This window comes from Okeania sp. SIO2B9 (genome assembly GCF_010672505.1).
Taxonomy (GTDB): domain Bacteria; phylum Cyanobacteriota; class Cyanobacteriia; order Cyanobacteriales; family Microcoleaceae; genus Okeania; species Okeania hirsuta.
Window position 1 is genome coordinate 1 of record NZ_JAAHGK010000383.1, and the last position, 5,893, is coordinate 5,893.

3 protein-coding genes and 1 pseudogene are annotated in these 5,893 nt (G+C 32.7%); 2 read left to right on the forward strand and 2 right to left on the reverse strand.

From position 1 onward, the window contains the following. Nucleotides 1–681, reverse strand: a 681-nt coding sequence (locus F6K13_RS14985) for a serine/threonine-protein kinase (protein WP_287287759.1), incomplete at its 3' end; no start/stop codon positions are given. Between the two features lie 231 nt (nt 682–912). Between F6K13_RS14985 and F6K13_RS14990 the strand changes: the two genes are divergently transcribed. Both F6K13_RS14990 and F6K13_RS14995 read left to right on the forward strand, forming a co-directional pair. Further along, nucleotides 913–1,668: a WecB/TagA/CpsF family glycosyltransferase gene (locus F6K13_RS14990; protein ID WP_124143089.1), complete on the forward strand. Its 756-nt coding sequence runs from the start codon at nt 913–915 to the stop codon at nt 1,666–1,668. Nucleotides 1,669–2,366: 698 nt separating this feature from the next. Next, complete coding sequence (locus F6K13_RS14995) at nt 2,367–3,770, forward strand: hypothetical protein (RefSeq protein WP_287287760.1); 1,404 nt, start codon at nt 2,367–2,369, stop codon at nt 3,768–3,770. Nucleotides 3,771–4,187: 417 nt separating this feature from the next. Here F6K13_RS14995 and F6K13_RS15000 read toward each other — a convergent pair. Beyond that, nucleotides 4,188–4,811 (reverse strand): annotated as a pseudogene (locus F6K13_RS15000) (IS1 family transposase); the annotation flags it as partial. Nucleotides 4,812–5,893: the final 1,082 nt, after the last annotated feature.

Genomic DNA, 5,893 nt, shown 5'->3' on the forward strand with positions numbered 1-5,893 from the left:
TGCTTCATCACTGAGCCTTAAAGCTGCAGGAGTAGGAGCTTTACCAGTAAGTAAATAGTATAATGTAGCAGTCAAAGCATAAATATCTGCTGCGGGAGTTAACTTTTGTTCTAGATCGCACTGTTCAGGTGCTGCATATCCCACAGAAAATAAATTAGTATAAGTTTGCCTAATTCCAGCAGTTAAGTCACAGGTAATACCAAAATCAGTGAGTATTACTGTATTAGTTCCCTGTTGCCTAATAATATTTTTAGGCTGTATATCCCGATGTAAAAAACCATTTTTGTGAACTACTGATAAAGCTGAAGCAATTTGATGTACATAATCAATAGCTTCGTTGGGATGAAGTTTATGGCCAGACTGTATTAAATCAGCCAAATTTTGACCAGGAATATAGTCCATTACCATGAAGAAGAACTGCTCTTCCTCAAAAAAGTCCCACACTCTAACGATGTTAGGATGTCTAGAGTTTGTCAGAAGATGAACCTCATCTATAAATTGATGTTTAAATTTAGCAAAATCTTGATGATGGCGTAGACTTTCATTCAGGGTTTTCAGGACAACAATTTGATTGTGTTGATGATGAATAGCTCGGTAGGTTATACTAAAGCCTCCTTGGCCTAAGATACTATCAATAGTATATTTTCCTTTTTGAAGGACAACTCCTGGTTTAAGATTCATAAACACTAATTTTCACAAAAGCGTTACTTGTCAGAATACAACAATATTTTTGTAGTTGATTCTGTTCGATTGATTATAGATTAAGTTTCTAAAATTGGAAAATCTTGATATGGCATCAGGGTGAAAGAAAGTCGTTAAGCACTAGCCTGAAAGAGCGGAATCAACTAATCTAAATCAGTAGGTATTGAGGATAGTAAAACAAAAAAATAAATCAATAAAATCAAAATAAATATGAGTGAAAAAAATTCTGAGTCCGCACTTGGTCTACCTGCAAAAAATTTTGTCCTAGGTTTACCAATACATTGTATTGATGACTACTCTGGTTATTTACTTTCTCGATTAGAGAAGGGACTGGGAACTCATGTAGTGACACTAAATGCTGAAATGGTTATGCAGGGAGAGAAAAATCACGTCTTGGCTGAGATAATCCGTCGAGCTGAATTGGTAGTTCCTGATGGGGCAGGTGTTGTTCTATACTTAAGGCTTAAGGGTAAATCTGTACAGCGTTGTCCTGGTATTGAATTAGCAGAGAGTATTTTGTGGCAAGTACCAAGACAGAATCCAGACAACTTGGTATTTTTCTATGGAGGAAAACCAGGGGTAGCTATGAAAGCGGCAGACATTTGGCAACAAAAAGTGTCAGAGTTAGCGTTTGCTTGTCAGCATGGTTATTTATCTCCGGCAGAAGAAACAGAATTGCTAAGTACTTTAGAGCAGTTACAGCCAAAACTAATATTTGTAGGTTTGGGAGTACCTCGCCAGGAGTTGTGGATTGCAGAACATAAACATATTTGTCCTCACGCAGTCTGGATTGGTATTGGTGGTAGTTTGGATATATGGGCTGGGGTGAAGGAAAGAGCGCCTGATTGGTTTTGTAACAATTCTTTGGAGTGGTTGTATAGACTTTATCAAGAACCTTGGCGCTGGCGACGAATGTTGGCTTTACCACATTTTGCTTGGAAGACTTTAATGGAGGTGAAATTTTAGTAAGGATTAAGCCAATTGTAATGTTTATAGTTGATAATTTAACCTAATTTGTAGTGAAAAGTCAACTATTAATTTTGACTTCTAGGAATAATTTTGATCGGGAGCAAGAAAGTTTGATTTAAATTTTGTGGAATTTATCACTTTTATGAAGTACATATTTCTCAATTTTAGAAAGTGAGGAATAGGGAATAGCTAAATAGAGATGAGAGTATTTGGTATTAAAATTAGTTGTTATTTTTGCCTATTCTGAAGCTTTAAATATTTTTATTGGTCAAGTTTTTAAGAATTAATACCCAATTCATAAGAAGTTGCATAGAATAATATTTTAATCAGAATTGAGTGTAGATCGAGAAAGACTTGTTAATAAATTTCATAATTCTGTGCAGCCTCACATAAAATTGGTATCAAACCTAACACCTAACACCTAAACCTAATTCTATGCAGTCTCATATAAAATTGGTAAAGTTATCTGCAAAGCACTATAAAAAATTGAGATAGGGAAAGGTAGGCAAAAAAATCAAATAAACTGTACAACTTATGTCATATAGTTTTGACGAATTAGTATCAATAACGCTATTTCCGAGAGCTAAAAAAAATTGTTATAGAACAGCCACATCAAAAAAATCTAGCGATATATCTGAGAAAGGAAAACTTAGTAAAGTACAACATTTTATTCATAAATAAGGAATCAAAAAATTATGAATTTTGAATATGAATATCAACGATGCTTAGAAAAATTGAAATGGGCAACTGGGAAATTACAGGTAGAAGTTCAATCAGAAAAACTTGCTGAAATTGCCGAGTTAGTTGTGCAACCAATGATGAGTCCTTGGCGTTATTTTCATACTCCAAATCATATCTTTGAAGTGGGAGGTTCACAGGATGCAATAGAAGTATTAGCTGCTTTATTCCATGATGTAGTCTATCTACAAATAGATCATAGTGTTAATTTTAATCTCAGCTATTACATTACTCCTTATATTAAAGAGGTACAAGGAAAATTAAAAATTCGGGAAACAAATGAATTGCCGAAAGATAAAATTTTTGAAATAATAGCATCTATTTTTGGTTTTTTTGCTGGTCAGATTTTATTACCTTTTGGTGGGCAAAATGAATTTATGAGCGCTGTTGTTGCGACCAAAGCAATGGAAAAATTTTTGACAACTAAACATCTATTTAAAATCGCTGCTTGTATTGAAGCTAGTATTCCATTTCAACCTATTTCAGAAAATGGCTTAACTGCTACTGAACGTCTTTATCAAAGACTTAAAGAAACTAATATTAAGTGGAATATTAATTTAACTGATGCTGAACTATATCAAACAATTAAAAAATCAGTTAGACTATCTAATCGAGATGTTATTGGCTTTGGTTCACCTAGTTCAATTTTTCTAGATAATACCTGGAATTTATTACCAGAAACTAACCACAATCTCATCAATGGTAATTCATACACTATTTCTGAGTACCGAATTGCTTTAGAAAAAACTGAAGGTTTTATTAAATCTTTAAATCCCGATTTAATTTTTCGCAGATTTGATGGAGAACCCAATGAAAAAACTTACATGATTTGGGTTAATCAGGCAAAGAAAAATCTTGAAATTGCTAAAATTTATCTAGGAAGTAAAATTTTTACTCTAGGTTTTATTGAAGCATTATCTATGCGATTGGGCTTGAATATACCTCTTTCTACAATGATTGGAGAATTGCCAACTCAAGGATTTAATCCGGCTCATTTGGAGAGTTTTTTACCAGATATTAATAATCCTTATCAGCCTAAAAATAGTCTGGAACGTGAAGTATTAACTTTGTTGGCAGACGGGCGATGTCAAAATGCCGCTTATGATATGAGAAACTCACCATTGAGTACATTTATAGTTATATATATAGGATTTGAAGAAGTAAAAAAACAAAGGGAAAGAACTAAAGAATTATTTCAAAAAAGTATTTCTCCTGAAGATTTTATTGATGGCTGTAACCAAGATTTAGTAAAAATAATTATTGATGGAATTTTAGAATTGTTTGAGAGTCGTAAACAGGCAATTAGTGGAGTCAAAAAAGGCAATTGTACTCACTGGAATAAACAGAAACAATGCCAATAATATTATGTATCTTTGAATTTCCACAATAAAAATTTTAGGGAACAGGGAACAGGGCACAGGAAGAAATTTATCAGAGATCACATTTTTACCCTTGGCTAATTAATCAGGCTTGATATAATAGACCTCTTCAAAAATTTAAAATAAAATCAATTATTATCCATAAATTATCAATTTTATCGAAAAATTGTGGTTTAAAGCCTCCCCTTTTAAGGGGATAATAAATAAAAATTTTCATGATTAGTCAATCCTCTTCTTTTCAAGAATTAATTATTAATAATTAATTCTTGGGTAGTCCTGTATATATAGTGATCAAATTATGGTGAAGCGATCGCTTGATGATCATCATGAATGAAATACGCGCGTAGCTCCCAAATGATTTTCTAATTTTTTAGAGAAAGATAAAGTTTTCCTGACTCAACGAGAAATTCTTTGAAGTCAAGTATTATTTAATATTTCTATATGAGCAGTTAAACCAGTTTCCTTTCCTACTGATTTATGCCTACAATCAGAAAAAATCAGATCATAAGCTGACCAAAAATCTGTATAATAAACTGCACATTGCCCATAGATACCAGGCAATGAATTCCACAATCTACTTGCACCTTTTTCTGGTCTTTCTCCTTAAAAGAAACCCACAATTTCTTTAGTTCCTATATCAATTGCTAGCCATCACCACTGTTTGTTGTTTTTATTCCCAACAAATCACCACATTTCATCACACTCAATGGTCAGTCTCCCGGTTTTTTTTTAGTACATTGAACAGACTGTGAAACTTCAGCATACTTACGATTGACATAGTTTTGCATCCATTTTTCAGATACACCTGTTATCGGAATAATGCCAGCCAAACTGATTTTTTCTAGTAATAATTTATCAATCAATTCAATGGGAGTGATTGTTGATGTATACTTTGGAGTTATTGGGGACAAATTGCCTTTTACAGGTTTGACATTGATCTTTCTGTTTTTTATGATTAATTGTCCCGTTTTTAATAATATGGCTACTACCACAGCTTGGACAAATTAAATGATTATTTTGCATGGGATTAGATGTGAATGAAAAATTGTTGAACTGTATATTAGGATGATTTTTGGTATGATATTTAGGGTGGATTTATTCATAATTTAGTGGTTGGTTATATTCAGCGTTAGCGGAGCTTTGTGTTAGCAATCGCCTACCAAATAAAATTTTGATTTTCAACTAGGCCGAAGTTCAATATTTCAGAGATTAATGTCAGAAATTGATGGCTGATATTAACATATCACTACATATACAGGACTACCAATTCTTGAACATTTCCACCTACTACCTAGCACCTCAGAAATTTACGGTCGTTAATTAAGCGGAAATGACTATAATATACAACATAAATTATGGTTAATTAAGTTGAGTAATTATAGCAGCTCCAGAAGGCAGTAGTAGAAAAAACATTTACCTTTATAAGGTCGATCATCAATCTATGTTCTCACAGTAAGTTCCTCCAGCCAATTCCCACAATTGAGAAAGAGAAGTTAATTTATAGTATTGAGCGATTGGGTATTTTCTATCCCAGAATTAATAAAAATCTTTGTAGTTAGCAGCATAACTATTTATAATTAGTTGAAAATATGGCAAATCCTGGTTTTTTAGGGTTATATAATCAAATAGGAAGAGGTCGGAAACCGAAATTAAGTGAGGCACAAAAATACCAAGTAAAACAGTGAGTCAAATCAAGGCAAAAAAACTCAGAAAAGTGGCGATCAAAATTTATCAACAATGAGGAATAGATGTGATCAAATAAGCGATCAAAATAATTATTCTGCCAATTGAATATGTTCTGAAAAAGAGTGATAAATAGGAGGGAGCAAAACCCCTGATAGTTGAGAATTAGAAGTAAATATGCCTAACTATTAGAACTGAAAGACCAAGATGAAAAAGGAGAAATTGACTTGAGATATTGAGATAAAAGTGGGTTCTCTGTGATGCCATATATTCCTGATACTTGACAGGAAAAAGGAATAATATGAAATATAAAAAAGAATGCTACTAATAATTTATTTGGTTAAAAAACTTTACCCAGAAATGTCGATTTGACTAAAAACAGAGTTGGACTCTAATAACTCTAATAAATGATATATACGCTA